This is a genomic window from Parapedobacter sp. 2B3, assembly GCF_041925275.1.
Classification (GTDB): Bacteria; Bacteroidota; Bacteroidia; order Sphingobacteriales; family Sphingobacteriaceae; genus Parapedobacter; species Parapedobacter pyrenivorans_A.
The window spans coordinates 15,210-35,841 of sequence record NZ_JBHEUZ010000026.1 but is presented as its reverse complement, the minus strand read 5'-3'; the positions used below and the strand labels follow the sequence as shown (position 1 = coordinate 35,841).

Sequence of the window (20,632 nt, the reverse complement as noted above, 5' to 3'; positions counted from 1 at the left end):
AAAAATAATGAGAAAAAACTTGGTATGGCTTATTAGTCGGATTTGAAAAGGGCATTTTTTTTCACCCTAACCATTTCTATAAATATACGGATACTATTCCTAATCCCAAAATCTTAAAAGCGATTTCCCTGGAGGTTATTCTTATGGCGTTTTGCTTTCGCGGAAAAGGTACATCCCTTTGGGTATATGCCGATCCAATGCCCCGTTGCTCCTCTCTGGTCGGATCGCAGTGAGCCGTGCGCGGTTGTTCGATTGGATCGCTTGGTTGTCAGGCGAAAACCTACCATTCCCGGCGTAGTACAACGCCTCCGCAATCATGTCTTCCTGCGAATCACCGAAGTCCCGGGTCAGGTCGTCCAAGACGACCTTATCAACGGGCAGGCCCGAAAAGTAGTCGCCATACCCGGCCGAATTGAACGTCTGGAACGAAACGGCGTACAAATCCACCCCCATTATATTCCAATTGAAAAAACCCACCGGCTTCCCATAAGTGGCATACTCCCCGATGAGTTTCACATCCATATGCGGCCGAAGGTTGTTAATCAATAGTTCACTGGCCGATGCGGTACCTTCCGTAACCAGGAAATAGATCCGGTTGAGGTCGAGGCCATTGGTCTTGTTGAAATGTACGGCCGAGAAATCAACCCGAACCCCGTAGTCGCGCAAAAAATCGTCAATCCCGTTGTTGACCCTGTTGGTGTACATCACACCGTCCCCTACCGTTGCAGGTGCCAAAAGGTTTGAGAGGTACTCTGCGGTGACCACCGCCCCGCCCCCGTTGTACCGAAGGTCTACGATTAACTCCTCGACGCCTTCCGCCTCGAATTGCGCCATCAACTGGTCAAGTTGGTTCTTCATGTACGTTGCGTTGCCACGACTGTTGAGCGTAGATACGAATAGATCGAAGGCAAAATACCCTATTTTCTTGTTTGCGACGTTATATACGCTTTGCGCCAGGATCGGCTGCAACTGGTAGTTACCGCGTTGCATCGCCACGGATACGTCACTACCGTCGGGCTTCCGGAGCACAAGGCTAATCTCGCCGGCATCCAACGCACCGAAGAGGAAAGCAAAGTTATCCCGTTCCATAGACGTCAGCGACAGGTCGCTGGTTCCGTTTACCTGCAGGACCCGCCAGCCGCGCCGTATTCCCTGCTGGTAGGCCGGCGAGCCAGCATCCACTTTTTTCACATAGAGGTCGGTGTCATTGTTGTATCGCACGTCGAGCCCAAAGCTACCCGCATACCCCTGTTGTATTTCCGCATCTACCGTCCCCCATCTATCCAGAAAGCTGAATCGGTCGTACGGATTGCCCTCCTCGTCACGGGCATATCCTTTCAGCGTTTCCAGCACTGCATCCGCCGAGTTGTACTTCCGTGTATGGCCGCGGAGGTCCCCAAACCAATCGGGCAGGTCGGCCTGCCATAAATAGAATCCATAGGTGAAGTGATAAACGGAGTCTTTCAGCAGATCTTCATCCGTGTCCGGCCGGGAAGGCCGCTCCAGCACAGGCACCATGGTTTCCCGGTTACAACCGGCAACGACGCCTAAAATGAGCAATATGATGGCAAAACGCGTTAATGGGGCCCTATTCATATGTTATCGGTTTGAGGGGTGGACGAAATAGTGGGGGGTTCAAAAAAACGACCGGCGGCGAGGCGATCCACCCCATTGGCCGCTGCAAGGTTCGGACTTCCTCCAGCGTGGATATAAAGCACGTCCCCCGTTTGCAGTCCGTTTTCCTGCAATAAATAGTCAAGTGGCTCGTGGCCCTTCGCCCGGAGTTCTGCTTGGAAATACACTTTCACCAAGCGGTCCAGCCCGTTCCATTCCACATGACGGAGTTTATTCAACTGCAGGGTGGGGTCACCATCCGTAAAAATCAACAGCTGCTTCCCGTGCCGGCCTGCTGTGCGCATGAGGTCAAGCATGGCTTGATAGAGCAGCAGCTTCGCAGGAAGCTGCGCGGTGAGGTGTATACGTTCAAACTGTGTCCGGTACTTGGTATCGATGGCGAATGCTTCCGCTGCCCGGTCAAAAAGTCCTGCTTCGCCGTGGTGCTCGTAGGCCGTCTTCAAAAAAACGGTGAGCTCCGCCGCGGGCGGCACGGTTTCCGTATATTCCAACAGGTGGGCAAAGAGGTAATATACCTGTAGCAAATAGTCCTTTTTCGGAAACAGCACATCGTCCACTTCAAAGAGCAGTGCTTTTTTGCCACCGTCTATATCAGCATATGTCAACATATATCGGTTTGATTAAAAATAATCGGATTGGTTTAACGCGGTTTTCATTTCAGCGGAACCACGGAGTACATTTCGCCAAATCAATCGGCCACACAGCACAACGCCAATCCATCGGTGGGGCCCAGCTCCGCAAATACACCCGATAGCGTATCGGGATAGGCATGCTGTTGCCCGCCGGCCACGGCCATACCCCGGTTGAGCACCACCAGCGGACAGCGGCGATCGGGGTGGCTGATCACATCCAGTTCGCCGAACAGTGCAACATCGGGTATCCATATGGCAATGCCATATTCGGCAAAGAGTTCTTGCGTCCGCACGAGCAACCGAATCTCTTTCTCACCCAGCGGTATCAGCGTATCGATACCGTTGTCCATGCAGGTACGGAGCAACTCGTGTTCAAAAGCCGGTGCATTTATGGCCGGAAGTTGGAAGTAGTTCCCGGTATGCAGCAACACAGCGGGCACCTCGTCTGCCGAGCCGAATTGCACCGTATAGGATGCCTGCAACAACCTACCCACGCGCTGGGCGAATGGCCGCGTACCCTGTGTAATTAATACCCTGCTTGCCATACGATCACTGTGATTGCTGGTTCGGTTCGATTATCCCATCCTTGATATGCACCACCCGGTCTGCAATCCCGGCCAATTCCTCATTGTGGGTAACCACCACGAACGTTTGGTTGAGTTGATTACGGAGGTCTACGAACAGCTGGTGCAACGCAGCGGCATTTTCCGAGTCGAGGTTACCGGAGGGTTCGTCGGCAAGCACAACTGCCGGTCGGTTCATGAGTGCGCGAGCCACGGCTACCCGCTGTTGCTCGCCGCCAGACAGCTGGCCGGGCTTGTGGTCCTTCCGGTGGGCAACACCCAGCAGCGCCAATAGTTCGGATGCCCGCTGTTCGGCCTCCCTGGGGGCCACCTTCTTGATGTAGGCAGGGATACACACATTTTCCAACGCCGTAAATTCCGGCAGGAGGTGGTGGAACTGGAAAACAAAACCGATGTGCTCGTTGCGGAACGCACTCAATTGTTTGGCGGTAAGGGTCCCGATATCCGTACCATACAGGGACACCGTGCCGCGATCGGGCTTGTCCAACGTGCCGATGATGTGCAACAGGGTGCTTTTACCGGCACCGGACGCGCCCACGAGGCTAATGATCTCACCCTTAGCCACGTGCAGATCTACTCCCTTAAGGATAGGCAGTGCGCCGTACGACTTGAATATGCCCGTTGCTTGCAGCATGCTGCGAAGGTAGGGATTTTTAGCGGTTTGGCTTGACCGTTCCCGATTAAAACGCTACTTTTACGCCAAATTTCACACAAATGAACATTCACGAATATCAAGGTAAGCAAATACTGAAAAGTTTCGGCGTTCGAGTACAGGAAGGTATCGTGGCCGAAACGCCCGAACAAGCTGTAGAAGCAGCCAAGAAGTTGAAGGAAGACTACAACTCGGACTGGGTGGTGGTAAAAGCCCAAATACATGCCGGTGGCCGTGGTAAAGGCGGTGGAGTCAAACTTGCAAAAAACCTTGATGAAGTGAAACAACGCGCTACCGACATCATCGGCATGCAACTGATTACACCACAAACCGGGCCGGAAGGCAAGCGGGTAAACAAGGTATTGGTGGCGCAGGATGTGTACTACCCCGGAGAGAGTGAAACGAAGGAGTTTTACATGAGTGTACTATTGGACCGCGGCCGTGGCAGGAACATCATCATGTACTCTACCGAAGGGGGCATGGATATCGAAGAGGTAGCCGAAAAAACACCCCACCTTATTTTCAAAGAAGAAATCGATCCGAAGGTAGGGCTACAGGGCTTCCAGACGCGCAAGATCGCCTTTAACTTGGGGCTCAGTGGTGGGGCACTCAAAGACATGACCAAGTTTGTGGCCGCGCTGTATAAGGCATACGAAGCCACGGACTCGTCGATGTTTGAAATAAACCCCGTACTGAAAACATCCGATGACAAGATATTGGCCGTGGATGCCAAGGTAAATCTGGACGAAAACGGCTTGTTCCGTCATCCGGACTACGCTGCCATGCGCGACATTACCGAGGAGGACCCTACGGAAGTGGAAGCTGGCGAGTCAAACCTCAATTATGTAAAACTCGATGGTAACGTAGGCTGTATGGTAAACGGCGCAGGACTGGCAATGGCCACCATGGATATCATTAAGCTAGCCGGCGGCGAGCCTGCCAATTTCCTCGATGTGGGTGGTACAGCCAACGCCCAGACGGTCAAAGCTGGCTTTAACATCATTTTGAAAGACCCGAATGTGAAGGCAATCCTGATTAATATATTCGGTGGCATTGTCCGTTGTGACCGTGTGGCGCAGGGTGTTATTGACGCTTACAAGGAAATCGGAGATATTCCGGTTCCTATCATCGTACGGTTGCAGGGCACCAATGCCGAAGAGGCAAAACGGCTGATTGACGAATCCGGATTGGAGGTGTATTCCGCGATTTTGCTGAAAGAAGCCGCCGATTTGGTCACCAAGGTACTGGCGTGATTTACAAATCAAGATTGACGATTTTAGATTTTCTAGCAAAGCCTCCAGTTGATATGGGGGTTTTTGCTTTTGATGAGGGTTCACGCAAAGGGCGCAAAGGCGCTACGCTTATTCGCAAAGGCCACAAAGAAAAATCTTTGCGCCCTTTGCGTGAAACCGACACTATAGCATAGCCCTACGTAGCGAGGAGCAAAGAACGAAGAGCAAACAGCAAGGAGCAATAAATGAAACATACACGTATAAAAGACCTACTGAACGCTACCGAATACGGGCAGCGGATAACGGTAAAAGGATGGGTGCGGACATTCCGCAACAACCAGTTCATCGCCATCAACGACGGGTCAACCCTAGGCAACATCCAAGCTGTTGTCGACTTCCAAAACACAGACGAGGCGTTGCTCAAACGAATCACCACCGGTGCGGCCGTGGCGGTAACCGGCCCGTTGGTAGAATCGTTGGGCAAGGGGCAGCGTGTGGAAATCAAGGTCGAAACACTCGAAATACTAGGCGATAGCGACCCCGAGAAATTCCCCTTGCAACCCAAGAAGCACAGCCTTGAATTTCTACGCGAAATTGCCCACCTGCGTTTCCGCACCAATACGTTCAATGCCATCTTCAAGGTACGTACCGCACTCTCTTTCGCCATACACCAGTTCTTTTACGAGCGCGGCTTTGTATACCTGCACACGCCCATCATCACCGGTTCCGATGCCGAAGGTGCCGGCGAAATGTTTCAGGTAACGACCCTCGATTTTGACAATACACCTCGCAACCCCGATGGGTCAGTGGATTACCGGGAGGATTTCTTCGGAAAGCCCACAAATCTTACCGTATCGGGCCAATTGGAAGGCGAACTCGCCGCCATGGCACTGGGAAACATTTACACCTTCGGTCCTACCTTCCGGGCCGAAAACTCCAATACCACCCGCCACTTGGCCGAGTTTTGGATGATCGAACCCGAAATGGCGTTCTATGAACTGGAAGATAACATGGACCTGGCGGAGGAACTGCTTAAATATGTAATCCGTTTCGCCCTTGACCATTGCCCCGATGAGATCGAGTTCCTACGGGGCCGTCTGCTTGAGGAAGAGAAAAACAAGCCCCAAAACGAACGGTCTGAAATGGACCTCGTAGCCAAGCTCAATTTCTGTTTGGAAAACAGCTTCGAGCGGCTTACCTATACAGAGGCAATCAACATCCTCCACCGCAGTAAGCCCAATCAGAAGAAACAATTCAAATATATCATCGAGGGCTGGGGCGCCGACCTCCAGTCCGAACACGAGCGGTACCTGGTAGAAAAGCATTTTAAGAAACCGGTTATCCTCACGGATTACCCGGCAGACATCAAAGCATTTTACATGCGGCAGAACGAGCCTGACGCCGAAGGGCGCCGTACGGTACGGGCCATGGATATCCTCTTCCCGGGCATCGGCGAGATGGTGGGCGGTTCGCAACGGGAAGAGCGTTTGGACAAATTAATGCAGCGTATGGAAGAGATGGATATACCAGTAAAAGAAATGGACTGGTTCTTGGATACCCGCCGATTCGGCACGGCACCGCATTCGGGATTCGGCGTAGGTTTCGAACGGCTCGTGCTGTTCGTAACGGGGATGACCAACATACGCGACGTCATCCCGTTCCCGCGAACGCCGAACAATGCGGAGTTTTAATGGTTAATGGACAGGTAACACGGATTGGGTGGATTTCCACGGATTTTAATCCGCGAAATTTGTGAAATCCGTGTCATCTGTCTCGGCTCAGACGAGATCCGCGTTTAATAACCCGCGTTCAACTAATTAACGATGTTACTACGTATCTACGAAGAGAACCCCAATCCCAAAGCCATCCAGCAGGTGGCGGCGGTATTGCGGCGTGGTGGACTGATTATCTACCCTACCGATACGGTGTATGGCCTGGGTTGCGACATCAACAACCACAAGGCCATCGAGCGCATTTGTGAGCTGCGGGGCATAAAGCCCGAAAAAGCGAATCTCTCATTCATCTGTTATGACCTCACCGGCATCGCCCAGTATACCAAGCCTTTTGACACCACCACCTTTAGGGTACTGAAAAAGGCACTGCCGGGTCCGTTCACGTTCATCTTCAATGCCAGCGGACAAGTGCCCAAGCTGCTGAGCTCAAAGAAGAAAACGGTAGGTATCCGGGTACCCGATAACCTCATCGCCCGCGAAATCGTACATGAGTTGGGCAATCCCATCGTATCGGCATCTATCCACGACGAGGACGAGATCGTGGAATATTCTACCGACCCCGAGCTCATCCACGAGAAGTTCGGCGATCTGGTCGATATCGTCATCGACGGCGGATACGGCGGGAACATTGCCTCAACAGTTGTAGATACTACTTCGGGCGATTTCGAAATCATCCGTGAAGGCAAAGGGGATATCAACCTCTTTATGTAACGGTACGGAAATTATATTTAAACGATAACTACTACTCCAAGATGCGCAAACAAATCAAGCAGTTTTTTGAAGCCGACTCAGCAAGCGGAATCGCCTTACTGGTCTTTTTGATCATCTCGCTCATCATTGCCAATTCTGCATGGGGGCCGGGGTTTGAATCACTCCTTGAACAGCCAATCGGATTTGAAACACCGCAGGTTCAGCTCAAATACCCCGTACTCCTCTGGATCAACGATGGGTTGATGGCAATCTTCTTTCTGATGGTGGGCATCGAAATCAAACAAGAACTGGCCCACGGCCAACTTTCGTCGGCCAAGAAAGCATCCTTACCTATATTCGCTGCCCTAGGGGGCATGTTGGTTCCGGCAGGTATCTACGCACTATTGAATGCAGGTACGGAGACCGCCCATGGTTGGGGTATCCCGATGGCAACAGACATTGCCTTCGCTATCGGTATCTTATCCATCTTGGGCAAACGGGTACCGATCGCCCTGAAGGTGTTCTTAACGGCGTTGGCTATCGTAGACGACCTGGGCGCTATCCTGGTCATCGCCATCTTCTACACCGCGGAGCTCCACGGCACCTACCTACTGTATGCGCTCGGTATATTCACGGTCATGATGTTCCTGAACCGCCTTGGCGTCAAATCAATCTGGCTATACCTCATCCCCGGCGTTTTTATGTGGTATTTCATCCACCATTCGGGCATCCATGCCACCATCGCTGGGGTACTTACGGCTATGGCCCTCCCCATCAAGGGCCGCAAGGCGGGCCACTCCCCCATCCAAACCGTGGAACATGCCATCAGCACGCCGGTAAACTTCATCATCATGCCACTGTTCGCACTGGCCAATACCAACATCCGGTTTGAGAGCAGCATGATGGACGGCCTTGCCAGTCCACTAGGTATGGGCATCATCGCCGGCTTGTTTATCGGCAAACCCATTGGAATCACGTTCTTTTCTTGGATTTCGGTCAAATTAAGGTTGAGCGAACTGCCCCGGGGCACCAAATGGCTCCAGATACTCGCCATGGGTCTTATGGGCGGCATCGGGTTTACCATGTCGATATTTATCGCCCTGTTATCATTTGACGACGCCTATCACCAAATCGAAGCAAAGTTTGCCATTCTCATCGCGTCGGCGATCTCGGGTATCATCGGCTATGTTATCCTTCGGAACCTGGGACGTAAGTATATGCAGGGCTAGCGCTTTTTATTGGGCTTATCGGCCATCGTGAACACCAGCTGGCCTCCATTGACAATATCACTGTGCGTCAACTGGTAACCTGCCAAGGGCTTCCCGTTGAGTGTCACCTGCTCCACATACACATTTTTATCGCTTTGGTTAATGGCTTCCACAGTGAATGTTTTCCCGTTTTCGAGGTTGATGGTGGCCGATTCTACCAGCGGACTGCCCAGCCAGTACACGTCCGACCCCGGCGATACCGGGTAGAAGCCCAAGCTGCTGAACAGATACCAAGCACTCATCTGCCCGCAATCATCATTGCCCCCCAGTCCATCGGGACCATTGTGGTATTGGTTTTCGAGTATCATGCGCACCCGCTCCTGCGTTTTCGATGCCTCGCCGGTGATGTTGTACAGGTAAGCTACGTGGTGCGCCGGCTCATTGCCGTGCACATAGTTACCGATGATACCCTCGCGGGTGATGTCTTCCGTATGGGCAAAGAACTTGTCGGGCAGGTGCATGGTAAACAGCGAATCGAGGTAGCGCGAGAGCCGGCCTTTGCCCCCCATCACCTCCATCAGCCCTGCGGGATTGTGGGGTACATAGAGGCTATAATTCCACGTATTGCCCTCGATGAATCCCTGCCCATGGGTTTCAAGCACGTCAAACGCCTTTCTGAAGGTCCCATCGGCATGCCGCGGCCGCATGAAGCCGATGGAGGCATCGTATAGGTTACGCCAATTTTCAGACCGCCGGATGAACGTATCGTACACGTCGTGCCGTCCAAGGTGCTTCGCCAGCTGGGCGATGCACCAATCGTCGTACGCATATTCCAAGGTATTGGAAACGGATGTACCGTTGGTTTCGTCGGCGATATACCCCTTATCGATGTATTCGCCAATACCCTCGTAGCGGCGCTGGTTTGCCGTCGCTACGCACGCATCCAACGCTGCCTCCGGATCGCCTTGATATACGCCCTTGATGATAGCATCGGCAACGACAGACACACTGTGGTAGCCACTCATGCACCAATTGTCATTGGCATAATGGGACCAGATGGGCAGCATGTTCAATACACTTTGTTCGTAATGCGCCATCATGGAAGCCACGATATCAGCATTGCGCGACGGGTTAACGATGTTGAGGTAAGGATGGAAGGCCCGGAACGTATCCCACAACGACAATGAGGTGTAATTGGTAAACCCATCGGCAGTGTGCACCTCGTAGTCCAGGCCTTTATACTGGCCGTTTACATCCATGTATACCGTAGGCATCAGCGCCGCATGGTACATCGCCGTATAGAAATTGACGTAATCGGCCTCCGTGGGTAACGTGGCCTCAATGCGCCGCAGCTCCTTTTCCCACAATCCCTGTCCCTCGCGTTTGGCGCGGTCGAAATCCCAATGCGGGATTTCGGCCTCCATATTGGCCACCGCATTGGTCATGCTTACCGGCGACAGCGAAAACTTTACCTGGATTTGCTCGTCGGCTTCCACGTCAAAGTCGAAATGCATGCGCAACTTCTTGCCCGCGATATCCGGGAAATTGTCGTTCTGGTCAAATTTACGCCAAAACCCGCGGTATACCGGGGTGGCTTCGAAATTCCGGCTGCCGTATGATTTGAACGGTTTGGAAAAAGACATGGCAAAATACACGGTTCGCGTACGGGCCCACCCGTTGGTTTGGCGATAACCCACCACCGTACTGTCATTCAGCACCCGGGCCACGGTCCATACGGTCTTGTCGCCGTAATCATAGATGCCATGCATCAAATCAAGGATGATGTGTGCCTCTTCTTCCGCCGGGAAAGTATACCGGTGGAAACCCGTCCGCATGGCGGTGGTCAGTTCCGCGGTAATCTGGTGATCATCCAACTTTACCCGGTAATAATTTGCACCGGCGGTTTCATTGTCATGGCTGTATGCCGACCGGAATCCGGTCTGCGGATCCCCCGCCGTACCCGGGTTGAGCTGCAAGGCACCTGCCGTCGGCATGATCAGGAAGTCGCCCAAATCGGAGTGTCCGGTTCCACTGAAGTGGGTATGGCTGAAACCGACGATGGTGGGATCGTCGTATTGGTACCCCGCGCAGTAGGTATAGACATCGGGATTATATCTGCCATCCACCGCATAGGGAATCGTATCTGTATCGGGGCTGAGTTGCACCGCACCGAAGGGCACCGTAGCACCGGGAAACGTGTGCCCCATTTTGGCCGTACCGATGAGTGGCCGCACATAGCGAATCAAGCTGTCGGCAGACTGTGTACGGGCATCTTTGGTCGCCGCGGCATACGCAGCCCAAAGCCCATCCAGGTCCAGTCCGGTCTGTGCTTTCCAGATACCATCCGTATAAGTTCGGTTGCGCAAAGCCCCGTCGAGCACCTTCACGAACCCGGGCTTCCGTACGGTTTCAATCCAATCCAAGAAGCGTGCGGTAATCCGGTAGCTGTTTGTATAATGATGGTCGTCTCGCAAGTCGGGCAAAGACCACCCTGCGCTGGCGTTATCTATCCCATATTTATGGCGCACATAATCCGCTATCCCCTCCACCAGCCAGCCCGGCCCGCTGTGCGATGGATATGCCTGCACGATATGCATCACTTCGTGGGTCACCACATCCACATCGTCCGGCTTCTCTTCCAACCAGGCTTGGCTGATCACGACCTGGCCATCGTGCGCATAGGCCACGCCGTCATAAGCCGTATCGATGGTCAGCGTTACCCGATGTACCGCTTCGGGATTAAATGCTGCCACCAACGGCGGATACACGCTGAAAAAAACTTCCTGCAGCTTTCTGGATATGTTGGTGTCAAACTTTGCGTCCTGTTGGATAAACACCAATTCAAACCCATCTCGAATCAAGGTATCAGCCAGGGGGCCACCACTCCGGTCGACTGGGATCGTACGTGTAGACATATTGCCTGAAATCAAACCAAGCTGGAAAACCAGGGATAGCAAGCCAACAATGAAAGGGCGCGTCGTTACCATGTTGTTTAGCATCGAATTTGTTTATAAATCGAAATGGGCAACTTTTATTATGAAAAAGTCGCCCATCCCGGCACTTGGATATATTTTGTTTTAATAGGGTACAATTACATCTACCGCAACAAAAATAATACATTAGCCCTTTGTCGTCTGTTAACGAATACCCAACGAAATGTTAATGAAATTCAAACAAGCCGTCGTGCAACGCTTATTCTTGTGATTTCATTGCTATATTCGCTCATATTAACACAACGGTCAATCTGGTAAACGCATGCGGTATTCGTTGAAGGCACATAAAGGTGTTTCATTACTGGGGCTCATCCTATTGATTTCGGTGGTGTTCTACCTTACCTTCAATACATTCAAACTGAACGATAAGCAATACCAGGCGGTCGAAAAAAACCTCATTGACGAACGCTACACCCAGCGTATCCGCAACGACAAGGTGTTTCCGGGCGGCGTAACCATCATCAACCGCTACCTGATGAACAACATCCATGCGCTGGAAGCAGCTTACCACCGCGGGCCCGATATCTTTGAACACGAAAAGAACCTTATACTAGACAGCATGTTCGTTGCGCTCCGCAAGGGCAACACCATGGATAGCCTTTTTGCAGCCATCAAAGCAGAATATCAAATTGACGAGGACTTCGAATATTTGCTTACCATCAATGCCATCCAGCTGGTTTTTAAGAACATGATGCTCGTAAATGTCTATCACGCCAGCGACCCGCCGCCCTTTCTGCCGGATTCCCTGAATACCCGTGCGGGTGTCCGTATTGGCGGCTATCTCCATACCCCTTTACCGCAAAATGAAATAACCAGCATCACGGTCAGCAACGCGGAAGACTATAACTACTGGATGTCGTTCTCGCTGCATGCGGACCACCGTAACCGTACATGGCGCATCGTGAAATTGATGATGCCCACATTCCTGCTCGCACTGTTCGCTATCGGCTGTGTAGTATCTATATACTACGTTACATACCGCAACTGGCTTCGCCAAAAAAAACTGGCAGAGATGAAGTCCGATTTCGTCAATAGCATTACACACGAGTTCAACACGCCCCTCTCTACCATCATCGTTGCGAACAAGAATATGCAGAATAACAGTATCCTCGCCAACGCGGAAAACATCAAGCCACTCACAAAGATCATCGAGCGGCAATCGCTCCGCCTGCAGAAGCTGTTCGACCAGGTGATGGATATCACCACCATGGACAACTCCACCCTACAGAAGGAGCCACATGAGCTCAACCAGTTGCTGGCCGAGCTCGTTACCGACTACAATGTAAAGCTATCCGTGCAAAATACCGCGGTGGGCCTGCACACCGTTTCGGCACCGCTCCATGTAGAACTCAACAAGTTTTTTTTCACCACGATGCTGTTCAACCTGTTTGACAATGCCATCAAATACAACCACAGCGAACAGAAACGGATCACCGTGGATACCACACTGGATGAAAACACCATCAAACTACGGATAGCCGACAATGGCACGGGCATCCCCGACAAGGAGATAGCGCATGTGTTCGAAAAGTTCTACCGTTTCCAGAAACAAGGGGCCCAGCACATCCCCGGGCTCGGGTTGGGGCTTTATTACACCTACCAATGCATCAAAAGCCACGGGTGGAAACTTTCCGTGGAGAGCAAAGGGGACGTAGGCAGCCAGTTCACCATTCACATCCCCCACTAACGCAAGCGCACGCAATGAACCCGAAATTACTATACATAGAAGACGAAGTGGATCTGGGCAATGTAACCAAACAGTACCTGGAGGCGATGAATTTCGACGTCACCTGGTGCTTGGACGGCAAAAGCGCCTACCAAGAATACCTGCGGCAGGAAATGGCGTACAGCTTGGTCATCATTGACATCCAATTGCCCGATTTCAACGGCTTTGACCTAGCCCAACGCATCCTGACCCACGACAGGAATGCTTATTTCCTATTCCTTACCGCACGCAAGGAAAAGCAGGACAGGTTGCTGGGATTGGATATGGGGGCCATGGACTATATTACCAAACCCTTCGATATCGACGAGTTGGTATTGCGTATCCGCAACATTGTACGGCGCAAGAGCGTGGTAATGGAAGCCGAACCAGTCACCGATACGATCGAAATAGGCAATATCACGCTCAATAAAGAGTCGCTGAGCCTTTCGGTGGATGGCCGCGTTAAAACTACGGTAACGCTCCGGGAGGCCGAACTGCTGGAGTACCTATATACCCATCGCAACACCATTGTGAAACGGGAGGATTTACTGATCAGGTTTTGGGGGGAAAACGATTACTTTATGGGCCGCAGCCTCGACGTGTTCATATCGCGGCTACGCAAACTGTTACGGTATTCATCTTCGGGCATACGGATCGAGAATAGTTACGGTGTGGGGTTCATCCTTTCCGTGCCGTCGTCAGAGTAAAACGAGGTCTTCGATGACCACCTGCCCCACATGTTCATTTAGACGACCGATAATCTGCGACCGCATCAGCACCAATTCATTTTTGATGACCGCCGATTCCACTTTAACGAACAGCTTCTTATCACGGATATAAAGTTGCTTGGTACGGTTCGCAATCGCTTTACCCATCAGTTGCGGCCAGGCAGCTACCAAAGCGGTTTCATCAAACTTACGGCGCAGTTTGTATACCTCGAGCATCTTCTCGATGGCTTCCTTGATGGTCATATCGTCACCCCTGCTCATCCTGTCCCAGTTGCTGTGCCGTGCCGTTGCTGATATCAAAAATACGCACACGCCGGTTTATCTCCTCAAAGATACGGTTTATCCGCGCGGAATCCGTATCGGTTAGGAATATCTGGCCAAAATCATCGGCCGAAACCATCTGCATCAGCTTGCGCGTGCGCTGGTCGTCCAGCTTGTCAAAGATGTCATCCAGCAGCAGCAGCGGCTTGAACCCTTTCTTACGGTACAGGAAACTGTACTGGGCCAGCTTTAGCGCGATCAGGAACGACTTCTGCTGCCCCTGCGAACCGAATTTCTTTAGCGGCATATCGCCATGGATGGCAAAAAGCAGGTCGTCTTTATGGATACCCACGGTGGTCCGCTCTAGCAGGCGGTCGCGCCCCAAGCGCTGCTCCAGTAGCACGGCAAACGACCCGTGCAATAACTGCGATTCATATACGAGCGACACCGTTTCGGCCGTTTCGGTAAGGAACCGGTAGTGACTATCGAACTCGGGGATAAATTCGGCCATGAACGCTTGCCGCTTCTCAAAAACAGGCACGCCCAGTTCGACCAGCTGCATATCGAGCACCTCGAGCAGGCTGCTATCCAATAGACCGCCTTTTGCCGCCTGTTTCAGCAGGCTGTTGCGCTGGGCCAGGCATTTATTGTAGGCAATCAGGCCGTCGAGGTAAGCAAGATCGGTCTGCGAGATCACATTGTCTACAAAACGACGGCGCTCCTCGCTCCCATCGGTCACGATGGCCGAGTCGCTGGGCGACACCATCACCAGCGGGAACAGACCGATATGGTCCGCTAAGCGGGTGTATGCTTTCTTATTCTTCTTGAACTGTTTCTTTTGGTTACGTTTAAGGCTGCATGCCACGGTATCCGGTTGCCCCTCTTTGTCAAATTCGCCCTGCACCATAAACCACTCGGCGTCCCGTCGAATCTGTTGTGAGTCGATCGGATTGAAGAAGCTTTTGCAGAGCGACAGGTAATGGATGGCGTCTAAGAGATTGGTCTTGCCCGCCCCGTTGGCACCGGTAAAAGCATTCACGTCGGGCGCAAAATGCAGGGTGGCCTCGGCGTAATTCTTGAAATTAAGGACAGCGAGTTGTTTCAGCCACATATTGGCAGCTATTCAGCAGACGACTTGATTTCTTCAAAATCCACAAACTCACCGGCATTTTTGGCTCCGTTTTTCGGCTTGTCTTGCGGTGGCATGTAATCTATACGTACCTTGCCATCGGGCTGGCGCCGCTCGCTGGGGTTGGCCCCGCGGTAGGTTGTATTCCGTTGTTGGTATTGTTGTTGGGCGTTGCCCATCACCTTTTCTGCCATCTTGCGCATCGCCCATGGGAAAAGCAGCCGTGCTACCAAACGTACCAACCACATAACGGCTATTGCGATGACCAAAAACTTCAGTAATCCCATATTGATACAAACCTACGTAAAAATGGATTTACATGCAAGTTTGTCACTATCGATTTACGCGGTAGCTTTTGCTTTCAGGATGGCTTGTTCGAGTTCCACCTGCCGTTGCGTACCGATGATATACAACAACCCGTCACGGTCGGTGAGCCATATCGCATCCTTGCCCCCCGCATAGAATTTTATCCGGCCTTTTTGATGTAGGTTATAGACCGGGTTGTTGATGAAAAACTTGCTGTACGGCTTGCGTTCCACCTTCACGATGCTGTTTAGATCGATCTTCACCAACCGGGTGGTCCACAGCCCGCTCAGCTTCACGTTCCCCCCTTCCACCGTAATGCGGTACTGGAGCATATACATCATCACAATCGAAACGAACAGGATGGCAATGCCCACCAAGAGGAACAGTTGGCTCTCGCTCTCTCGTTCAATGTTGATGTAATAGGCGGTGAAACAGAACAGTGCAAGTACCAACCGTACGCTGAGCCAGCCGCGATCGCGCCCCAGGTACTGGTTTTCCACGTAAATCGGTTTTTCCTCCATGGCATTAAAGACGTGCTAATGTAAACACTTTTTTCGTTTTGGCCGTAATTTTATAGCGATTGTCCATCCGATAAGGGGCTACCCAAAGAATATCGCCGTTGCCATTGACCACCACGGGCACCCGATGCTTGCGGTACACCGGAATTTTCAACGACACAAAGAAGTCGCTCAGCTTCTTGCTGCCCCCCATCCCCAGCGGGTGGAAGGCGTCGGCAGCATGCCATGAGCGGATCGTAAGGGGAAAGACAATCAGGTCGGCATCAAACTGGGCGATGTCGGGGTCGGTGTTCACGACCGTATCGATAGACCAGTCCAACTCGAAGCGGGCCCCACCCCAGCATATGCTCTCGCTGGCTTCATGGATGGTCGTCACCTCGTCAGCAAATGGCTCACGCCGTCGTCTCATGACCACGGTTTGGCGGTCGAGATACAGCACATGCGACGGCGAGAAAAACTGTTTGCCGGGTATGCCGTTCCATGCGTTGGCCAAATCGGCCAGTACCGCCTCGGAAAAGCCGTAGGGTTTGAATAACTCATATAACAGGAACAACTGCGGATGGAGGGTCGTCAGCTCCGCGATGCGGATATGCCACTCCTCCTCCCCATCTATTTGCTTCGGCACAAAAAAACGGTCGCGCAGCTCCGCCACATAGCGATGCAATGCGGTATGGGCGTCGGTGAAATGGACCATATTCGCGGCCATTGTCTGCTCCAGTGCAGGGTTAAGTTCCTTTAACCTGGGGATGACTTCCAGCCGGATTTTATTGCGGGCGTATTTGGTGGAGAAGTTGGACGTATCGTCACGGTAGGCCAATCCCTGCCGCCCCACTTCGGCCGCCACTTCGGCTGCCGTGAGGAACAGCAGCGGACGGATGATACGGTCGCGCTTGGGTTGGATGCCCCGGAGGCCGCTGAGGCCCGTACCGCGCACGAGGTTGAGAAGCAGGGTTTCGAGATGATCATTCTGATGCTGCGCCACCGCGACACAATCGTAACCCTGCGATGCCCGGATGGTTTCCAACCAGTCGTACCGCAGGTCGCGCGCCGCCATTTGGATGGAAATGCCATTGGACTGCGCATGTTCCGCCGTATCGAACGCCGTGATATAAAAAGGCACATCCAATTGCCGTGCAAGGCGGCTTACCAGTGCCTCATCCGCATCGGCTTCTACACCACGTAACCGGAAATTGCAGTGGGCTATACCAATGGTATACCCAGCGCTGGCAAAGAGATGGGTCATCAGCACCGAATCCTTTCCGCCGCTCACGGCGAGCAATATACGGTCGCCCTGTTGGCAGAGGGCCTGCTCACCAAGGTATCGGATAAATAGCTCCTGCACGCTCATACCGCCAAAGGTACGCGATATTGGATAGATGGCAATGCACGCTTTGCTTTTTCGCCATGGGATTGCTATTTTAGCCCACGAACACTACCTCTATTGCCATTTGAAGCCGACGGACCATCATTTCAAGTTATATGTAAACGGGGAAGCCTGTTTGCCGGAGCGCGCTTTTGCCGGTACAACGGTCTTTTATGTAGCGGCAAAGTTGGCGGCCGATGCGGCGGCAACTTTGCACTTATCGGACCGGACCCTCCTGCTGGTGCTAAACGGCCAGTACGCAACCCGATGGGTCTTTGGGGACGGGCAAAACCCGCTCGACATCCCTCCTTTTGCATCTTTCGCGGCTTTGGGACCTGCAGGACCCATTGAGGTACAACCCGGGCAAGGAACATCCACCGTGCATTGCATGGGCTTTTCGCAACAGGCCATCCCGTTGCTGGCAACAGAGTTCAGCCGCTATGCCGAACTCGCGGCAGCGACCGCAGACCCCACTGCCGCCGTATGTACCCTCCCCTACCGATTCCTTCCTTATACCATCTACAAGTATCTGGACCGACTCAACAAAACCGACAAACGGGGGTTTGCACTCAACATACAGCGCAAAGAGGCCCTGTACCAGGCTGCTAAACTCTATCATACCAATTTAATGGCATCGCAGCCCGAGCCGCGCACCACACTGGACGAAGACATGCTGCGCCAAGCCGAAGAACTCATCCAGACGCGTCTAGCCGACCCCACTTTCGACGTAAACGGCCTCGCGCGAGATGTCGGCCTGTCGCGCCGCAACCTCTACCGGCTGTTTGAAAACCAAGGGAAATCTACACCGCAGAAGCTGATACTGCACGCCCGATTGGAAAAGGCACACCAGCTACTGAAAAACACTGACCATCCCGTGGGCGATGTAGCGACCAAAGTAGGCTTCAACCACCCATCCTATTTCGCCACACAGTATAAAGCCCTTTTCGGACACCCCCCGCACAAGAAAAGATAAAAACCTGCTTATCATACTTTTACCACATAAAATATCATTATCGTGCCAAAATTACTGTTGCCTGATTTTCAATTTGGCACGATACTGCTAACACGCTGCCTCAATATTCCCCAATTTTACTATATGTCCCTTTCTCCCAGACGCGGATAGCGGGCATCGTTCTTTGACTTATTTAATAGTATTGCCGTCCGCTTTCACTAAATCGCCCCTCCGTAAGGGGGGAATATTGACGAGCAACATCGCTGTGCACATGAGCCAAAACTTACAGCACATGAGCGAAGCCCGCTAGCTCATGAGTGAAGAAATGGAACACATTAGCGGAATCCTTCCGCTAACGAGTGAAGCCCGTCGGCTCATGAACGAAGAAGTGGAACTCATAAGCGGAATCTTTCTGCTAACGAGCGAAGCCCGCCAGCTCATGGGCAAAGAAATGGACCTCATAAGCAGAACGTTCTCGCTAACGAACGATGCCCGCCAGCTCATGGGCGAAGAAGTGGAACCCATGAGCAGCACGTTCTCGCTAACGAACGATGCCCGCCAGCTCATGGGCGAAGAAGTGGAACTCACGAGCGGAACGTTAACGCTAACGAGCGAAGCCCGCCAGCTCATGAGCGCACTCCCGATGCTCGACAGAAAACACGGCGCCCTCTCCGGAACAACAGTTCCCATCCCAATCAACCAACAACCGCTGCATTCTCAGCAAACCAACCTAAATGTGCACCCCCGTGGACACGATCAACCCAAACTGAGAGTTAATAAACAAATTATTCATTTTTAAAACATTAGACAATGTATTACAAAGCAAAAGTAAATTTCGCAAAGATGAGTGTTGAGATGCTCGACCAAGTGGCCGAGAACGTACTCCTCAAGATGACGGGGAATGAACTTTTCCCCACTCCGGTACCCGAACTAACGGTATTGGAAACAAACCTGACAAATTACCGTGCCGCCGTGGCCGACGCGGTGCGCGGGGGCAAGCATGCCACCACCGTGCGCGACCAGGTACGCAGCCAATTGGAGAACACGCTTCACTCGCTCGCACTTTCGGTACAACAAGTGGCGATGGGCGACCCGGCGACAATCCTCGCAGCCGGGTTCAATCATACGAAGGCGCGCCAACCGCGGGGCCGGTGCCCGCAACCAGTCGACTTCGTTGCAAAGAGCGGCTCACTCGGTTCATGTAGCGTGGCACTGAAAATGAAACGACACCCCTGGGCACGGTCTTACCGTTATGGTTACCGCCTGGCCGGGAGCAGCGACGCGTGGACCGAAGTGACCGCCCACGCGTCCCAAACGGTCATATCCGGCTTGCAGCAGTTTGCCGAATATGAATTCCGGGGCGCCTACATAGACAACGACCCCAATTCGGTGAATTACGGCGAAAAGGTAACAGCCATTGTAATCTGACGCTGAGCGATGCGGGCCGCCCACCCGCAAGCCAACATCAGCGGAATTTCTTGAACTAACAATTTAACGGCACTTCAGAAATGGGGTGCCGTCTTTTTTTCTGTACTTTTGCTGCAATTGATGAACCCATGGAAAAAACCATCACCCACCATCCGCTCCGTACCATCGAGCTGCGGTATCATCCCGATAGGCCACAGCCTGAATGGGAAAAAGAAACGCTAGCGAAATATATCCACCTGCATGACGAGGTGTGGCGGCTGAAAAACATGCGCGAGGAGTATGAGTACCGGTTGGATAAGGCCATCGCGCATACGAATGAAATCATCTACGCAATATCGCCATACCGACAGCGGCTACACCTGCTGCAAGCCGTGGCCGGAATCATCGAATCCGTACATGCCCGCCCATTAGACAACAGTGGCGTGTTCCACATCGATATGGACGATTTCCGGACAAACAAGGAACGTATAGCCGATGATATGGCTGCGCTTGGCAGCGAGATGTCCCGGTGCAAGGAAGAGTACAATGCATTCATAAATACGTCCGAAGAATTTGACGCTTGGTTTGAGGCTTTCGCTGAGGGGCAGTTGCATGAAATCTACCAACGGTATGACGAAGCCAGCGTGGATACAGTTTCCCTCGACCGGGACCATCAAAATCTCCTCGAAGAATGGCAACCCATTACTTTTGCGGAACGGCTATATAACGACAAAGCCCTCTCTGCATTCTTTGACTACACCGAAATAGTAGAAATTACAGATGACTTTTCCCAAGATGTGGATGTGATGGAAAACAGGCTTTACAAGCGACACCCTGAAATCGAAAAATCAGGTATCATCAACATCCGCCTCGGTGATGATGGGGAATACCACCCATTTTAGCT

The 20,632-nt window shown here is 52.4% G+C and carries 20 protein-coding genes and 1 pseudogene; 10 read left to right on the top strand and 11 right to left on the bottom strand.

The window, feature by feature from the left end; all coding sequences use genetic code 11:
- Positions 1-141: 141 nt before the first annotated feature.
- From ACEVG1_RS19465 to ACEVG1_RS19450, 4 genes are all read right to left on the bottom strand, one after another.
- Complete coding sequence (locus tag ACEVG1_RS19465; RefSeq protein ID WP_374745401.1) at positions 142-1,596, bottom strand: S41 family peptidase; 1,455 nt, start codon at positions 1,594-1,596, stop codon at positions 142-144.
- Entirely contained in the window at positions 1,593-2,243 is a 651-nt protein-coding gene (locus ACEVG1_RS19460) for a hypothetical protein (protein ID WP_374745400.1), read from the bottom strand. The genes ACEVG1_RS19465 and ACEVG1_RS19460 overlap by 4 nt, the downstream gene beginning before the upstream one ends.
- A gap of 80 nt (positions 2,244-2,323) precedes the next feature.
- Complete coding sequence (locus tag ACEVG1_RS19455) at positions 2,324-2,812, bottom strand: hypothetical protein (RefSeq protein ID WP_374745399.1); 489 nt, start codon at positions 2,810-2,812, stop codon at positions 2,324-2,326.
- A 4-nt stretch (positions 2,813-2,816) separates the two neighbouring features.
- On the bottom strand, positions 2,817-3,485 hold the full coding sequence (locus ACEVG1_RS19450; RefSeq protein WP_374745398.1) for an ABC transporter ATP-binding protein: 669 nt from the start codon (positions 3,483-3,485) through the stop codon (positions 2,817-2,819).
- Positions 3,486-3,565: 80 nt separating this feature from the next.
- On the opposite strand from ACEVG1_RS19450, the gene sucC reads away from it, so the two are divergent.
- The 4 genes from sucC to nhaA all read left to right on the top strand — a co-directional run bounded on the left by sucC (position 3,566) and on the right by nhaA (position 8,387).
- A complete protein-coding gene (gene sucC / locus ACEVG1_RS19445; protein WP_374745397.1) occupies positions 3,566-4,756 on the top strand; it encodes an ADP-forming succinate--CoA ligase subunit beta in 1,191 nt (396 codons plus the stop codon).
- A gap of 224 nt (positions 4,757-4,980) precedes the next feature.
- Positions 4,981-6,426, top strand: coding sequence for an asparagine--tRNA ligase (gene asnS, locus ACEVG1_RS19440; protein ID WP_374745396.1), 1,446 nt, complete (start codon positions 4,981-4,983; stop codon positions 6,424-6,426).
- A 132-nt stretch (positions 6,427-6,558) separates the two neighbouring features.
- The gene (locus ACEVG1_RS19435; RefSeq protein WP_374745395.1) at positions 6,559-7,179 is read left to right on the top strand and encodes an L-threonylcarbamoyladenylate synthase; all 621 of its coding nucleotides are present in this window, start codon (positions 6,559-6,561) and stop codon (positions 7,177-7,179) included.
- Positions 7,180-7,220: 41 nt separating this feature from the next.
- Positions 7,221-8,387 (top strand): Na+/H+ antiporter NhaA, encoded by a 1,167-nt coding sequence (nhaA, locus tag ACEVG1_RS19430; RefSeq protein WP_374745394.1) that lies wholly within the window; start codon positions 7,221-7,223, stop codon positions 8,385-8,387.
- Here nhaA and ACEVG1_RS19425 read toward each other — a convergent pair.
- Together ACEVG1_RS19425 and ACEVG1_RS19420 are read right to left on the bottom strand one after the other, a co-directional pair.
- Complete coding sequence (locus ACEVG1_RS19425) at positions 8,384-10,678, bottom strand: GH92 family glycosyl hydrolase (RefSeq protein ID WP_374745403.1); 2,295 nt, start codon at positions 10,676-10,678, stop codon at positions 8,384-8,386. The genes nhaA and ACEVG1_RS19425 overlap by 4 nt on opposite strands.
- A pseudogene (locus ACEVG1_RS19420) lies at positions 10,667-11,281 on the bottom strand (basic secretory protein-like protein); the annotation flags it as partial. The gene ACEVG1_RS19425 and the pseudogene ACEVG1_RS19420, both read right to left, overlap by 12 nt.
- Positions 11,282-11,621: 340 nt before the next feature.
- Here ACEVG1_RS19420 and ACEVG1_RS19415 point away from each other — a divergent pair.
- Together ACEVG1_RS19415 and ACEVG1_RS19410 are read left to right on the top strand one after the other, a co-directional pair.
- Complete coding sequence (locus ACEVG1_RS19415; RefSeq protein ID WP_374745393.1) at positions 11,622-13,046, top strand: sensor histidine kinase; 1,425 nt, start codon at positions 11,622-11,624, stop codon at positions 13,044-13,046.
- Between the two features lie 14 nt (positions 13,047-13,060).
- Positions 13,061-13,771, top strand: coding sequence for a response regulator transcription factor (locus ACEVG1_RS19410; protein WP_374745392.1), 711 nt, complete (start codon positions 13,061-13,063; stop codon positions 13,769-13,771).
- Here the strand turns inward: ACEVG1_RS19410 and ACEVG1_RS19405 are convergent.
- From ACEVG1_RS19405 to tilS, 5 genes are read right to left on the bottom strand one after another with little or no spacing between them, the layout of a single operon-like run.
- Complete coding sequence (locus tag ACEVG1_RS19405; RefSeq protein WP_374745391.1) at positions 13,763-14,053, bottom strand: DUF721 domain-containing protein; 291 nt, start codon at positions 14,051-14,053, stop codon at positions 13,763-13,765. The genes ACEVG1_RS19410 and ACEVG1_RS19405 overlap by 9 nt on opposite strands.
- Positions 14,040-15,164 (bottom strand): DNA replication/repair protein RecF, encoded by a 1,125-nt coding sequence (gene recF / locus ACEVG1_RS19400; RefSeq protein WP_374745390.1) that lies wholly within the window; start codon positions 15,162-15,164, stop codon positions 14,040-14,042. Before recF ends, ACEVG1_RS19405 begins: the two co-directional genes overlap by 14 nt.
- 8 nt (positions 15,165-15,172) lie before the next feature.
- The gene (locus ACEVG1_RS19395; RefSeq protein WP_374745389.1) at positions 15,173-15,469 is read right to left on the bottom strand and encodes a DUF4834 family protein; all 297 of its coding nucleotides are present in this window, start codon (positions 15,467-15,469) and stop codon (positions 15,173-15,175) included.
- 54 nt (positions 15,470-15,523) lie between these two features.
- Positions 15,524-16,009, bottom strand: coding sequence for a hypothetical protein (locus ACEVG1_RS19390; RefSeq protein ID WP_374745388.1), 486 nt, complete (start codon positions 16,007-16,009; stop codon positions 15,524-15,526).
- A gap of 4 nt (positions 16,010-16,013) precedes the next feature.
- The gene (tilS, locus tag ACEVG1_RS19385) at positions 16,014-17,354 is read right to left on the bottom strand and encodes a tRNA lysidine(34) synthetase TilS (protein WP_374745387.1); all 1,341 of its coding nucleotides are present in this window, start codon (positions 17,352-17,354) and stop codon (positions 16,014-16,016) included.
- 28 nt (positions 17,355-17,382) lie between these two features.
- On the opposite strand from tilS, the gene ACEVG1_RS19380 reads away from it, so the two are divergent.
- From ACEVG1_RS19380 to ACEVG1_RS19365, 4 genes are all read left to right on the top strand, one after another.
- Positions 17,383-18,342, top strand: a complete 960-nt coding sequence (locus ACEVG1_RS19380) for a helix-turn-helix domain-containing protein (RefSeq protein WP_374745386.1) — start codon at positions 17,383-17,385, stop codon at positions 18,340-18,342.
- Between the two features lie 355 nt (positions 18,343-18,697).
- Positions 18,698-19,120 (top strand): hypothetical protein, encoded by a 423-nt coding sequence (locus ACEVG1_RS19375; RefSeq protein WP_374745385.1) that lies wholly within the window; start codon positions 18,698-18,700, stop codon positions 19,118-19,120.
- A gap of 44 nt (positions 19,121-19,164) precedes the next feature.
- On the top strand, positions 19,165-19,749 hold the full coding sequence (locus ACEVG1_RS19370; protein ID WP_374745384.1) for a fibronectin type III domain-containing protein: 585 nt from the start codon (positions 19,165-19,167) through the stop codon (positions 19,747-19,749).
- 128 nt (positions 19,750-19,877) lie between these two features.
- Positions 19,878-20,630 carry a hypothetical protein gene (locus ACEVG1_RS19365; RefSeq protein WP_374745383.1) on the top strand — a complete coding sequence of 251 codons (753 nt, stop codon included), beginning with the start codon at positions 19,878-19,880 and terminating at the stop codon, positions 20,628-20,630.
- The last annotated feature ends 2 nt before the right edge of the window (positions 20,631-20,632 follow it).

Excerpts from the sequence above, each read along its gene's own strand:
- ACEVG1_RS19465 (WP_374745401.1), bottom strand. The coding sequence starts at position 1,596 with ATGAATAGGGCCCCATTAACGCGTTTTGCCATCATATTGCTCATTTTA.
- ACEVG1_RS19460 (WP_374745400.1), bottom strand. The coding sequence starts at position 2,243 with ATGTTGACATATGCTGATATAGACGGTGGCAAAAAAGCACTGCTCTTT.
- ACEVG1_RS19455 (WP_374745399.1), bottom strand. The coding sequence starts at position 2,812 with ATGGCAAGCAGGGTATTAATTACACAGGGTACGCGGCCATTCGCCCAG.
- ACEVG1_RS19450 (WP_374745398.1), bottom strand. The coding sequence starts at position 3,485 with ATGCTGCAAGCAACGGGCATATTCAAGTCGTACGGCGCACTGCCTATC.
- sucC (WP_374745397.1), top strand. The coding sequence starts at position 3,566 with ATGAACATTCACGAATATCAAGGTAAGCAAATACTGAAAAGTTTCGGC.
- asnS (WP_374745396.1), top strand. The coding sequence starts at position 4,981 with ATGAAACATACACGTATAAAAGACCTACTGAACGCTACCGAATACGGG.
- ACEVG1_RS19435 (WP_374745395.1), top strand. The coding sequence starts at position 6,559 with ATGTTACTACGTATCTACGAAGAGAACCCCAATCCCAAAGCCATCCAG.
- nhaA (WP_374745394.1), top strand. The coding sequence starts at position 7,221 with ATGCGCAAACAAATCAAGCAGTTTTTTGAAGCCGACTCAGCAAGCGGA.
- ACEVG1_RS19415 (WP_374745393.1), top strand. The coding sequence starts at position 11,622 with ATGCGGTATTCGTTGAAGGCACATAAAGGTGTTTCATTACTGGGGCTC.
- ACEVG1_RS19410 (WP_374745392.1), top strand. The coding sequence starts at position 13,061 with ATGAACCCGAAATTACTATACATAGAAGACGAAGTGGATCTGGGCAAT.
- ACEVG1_RS19405 (WP_374745391.1), bottom strand. The coding sequence starts at position 14,053 with ATGAGCAGGGGTGACGATATGACCATCAAGGAAGCCATCGAGAAGATG.
- recF (WP_374745390.1), bottom strand. The coding sequence starts at position 15,164 with ATGTGGCTGAAACAACTCGCTGTCCTTAATTTCAAGAATTACGCCGAG.
- ACEVG1_RS19395 (WP_374745389.1), bottom strand. The coding sequence starts at position 15,469 with ATGGGATTACTGAAGTTTTTGGTCATCGCAATAGCCGTTATGTGGTTG.
- ACEVG1_RS19390 (WP_374745388.1), bottom strand. The coding sequence starts at position 16,009 with ATGGAGGAAAAACCGATTTACGTGGAAAACCAGTACCTGGGGCGCGAT.
- tilS (WP_374745387.1), bottom strand. The coding sequence starts at position 17,354 with ATGAGCGTGCAGGAGCTATTTATCCGATACCTTGGTGAGCAGGCCCTC.
- ACEVG1_RS19380 (WP_374745386.1), top strand. The coding sequence starts at position 17,383 with ATGGCAATGCACGCTTTGCTTTTTCGCCATGGGATTGCTATTTTAGCC.
- ACEVG1_RS19375 (WP_374745385.1), top strand. The coding sequence starts at position 18,698 with ATGAACGAAGAAGTGGAACTCATAAGCGGAATCTTTCTGCTAACGAGC.
- ACEVG1_RS19370 (WP_374745384.1), top strand. The coding sequence starts at position 19,165 with ATGAGTGTTGAGATGCTCGACCAAGTGGCCGAGAACGTACTCCTCAAG.
- ACEVG1_RS19365 (WP_374745383.1), top strand. The coding sequence starts at position 19,878 with ATGGAAAAAACCATCACCCACCATCCGCTCCGTACCATCGAGCTGCGG.